This window comes from Candidatus Accumulibacter vicinus (assembly GCF_000584955.1).
Classification (GTDB): domain Bacteria; phylum Pseudomonadota; class Gammaproteobacteria; order Burkholderiales; family Rhodocyclaceae; genus Accumulibacter; species Accumulibacter vicinus.
The window spans coordinates 118,699-119,675 of sequence record NZ_JDSS02000016.1; the positions used below are offsets into that span (position 1 = coordinate 118,699).

Annotated in this window: 1 protein-coding gene, 1 tRNA gene and 1 pseudogene; 2 read left to right on the forward strand and 1 reads right to left on the reverse strand. The window is 57.2% G+C overall.

What is annotated here, in order from left to right; translation table 11 throughout:
- The coding region (locus tag CAPSK01_RS04870) for an ATP-binding protein (RefSeq protein ID WP_273703106.1) at window positions 1–473 on the forward strand (473 nt) is incomplete at its 5' end.
- A 55-nt stretch (window positions 474–528) separates the two neighbouring features.
- Window positions 529–669: pseudogene (locus tag CAPSK01_RS21875) on the forward strand (IS5/IS1182 family transposase); the annotation flags it as partial.
- A 64-nt stretch (window positions 670–733) separates the two neighbouring features.
- Here CAPSK01_RS21875 and CAPSK01_RS04875 read toward each other — a convergent pair.
- Window positions 734–809 (reverse strand) — tRNA-Gly (locus CAPSK01_RS04875).
- Between the last annotated feature and the right edge of the window lie 168 nt (window positions 810–977).

Here is a 977-nt window from a genome sequence, read left to right on the forward strand (position 1 = left end):
AGGTCTTTGCAACCGTCACTTTTGATCACACCCCCGGCAAACGGCTCTCGAACTTTGATTTCACGGGGGTACCGACCGTCTCAAAAGCCCACGTCAGCGCATTGGCGAAAGGTGACGACTGGATTGGACAGGGGGCGAATCTTCTCCTGTTCGGGCCGCCGGAGGTGGGCAAGAGCCATCTGGTGTGCGCCATCGGCAACGGTTTGATCGACCGGGGGTATCGCGTCTGCTTCACGCGCACCAGCGATCTGGTACAGCGTCTGCAAGTGGCACGACGCGAAATGCGGCTTGCGGCGGAGATCGCTCGTCTTGATCGTTTTGACCTGCTGATCCTCGACGACTTGAGCTATGTTCGGCGGGATCAGGCGGAAACCTCGGTTCTGTTTGAGTTGATTGCCGAGCGCTATGAACGGAAGAGTCTGGCGCTCACCGCCAACCAACCCTTCTCTGGCTGGGCCGGCCAAGATAATTGACGCCGCCCAGGCCCTATATGCGCCGAAAACGCCGTCACCGACAGCCTATGGCACAGTGCAGGCCTTTGTGGGGATTAACCTGGCGCCGGATGCGACAACGCTGCTGCAGTTCCGGCACCTGCTGGAAAAGCATGGATTGACCAGGACCCTGTTCGAGACGATCACCCGCACCTTGGTGGCGCAGGGTCTGATGATCATTGGTTGGGCAGCGTCAAAAAGAAGAAGGAAGGAGTGCGCAATGCACTTCCCCTTTCAGAACCTGGAGCGGGAAAAGAGTCTCGAACTCTCGACCTATACCTTGGCAAGGTATCGCTCTACCAACTGAGCTATTCCCGCGTGTGAATTGTCGCCAAGCATGTCATCCGGACTGATCCGTCTTGCTCCAGAAGCAGCAGCGGGGGTGATTATCCGTAGGCTGGCGAGTGCTGTCAAGCACAAGTCCACCACTCCCTTGGAGTCATACCCTTACGCACAACTCATTTAGCATCAATGGATCGCATGAAC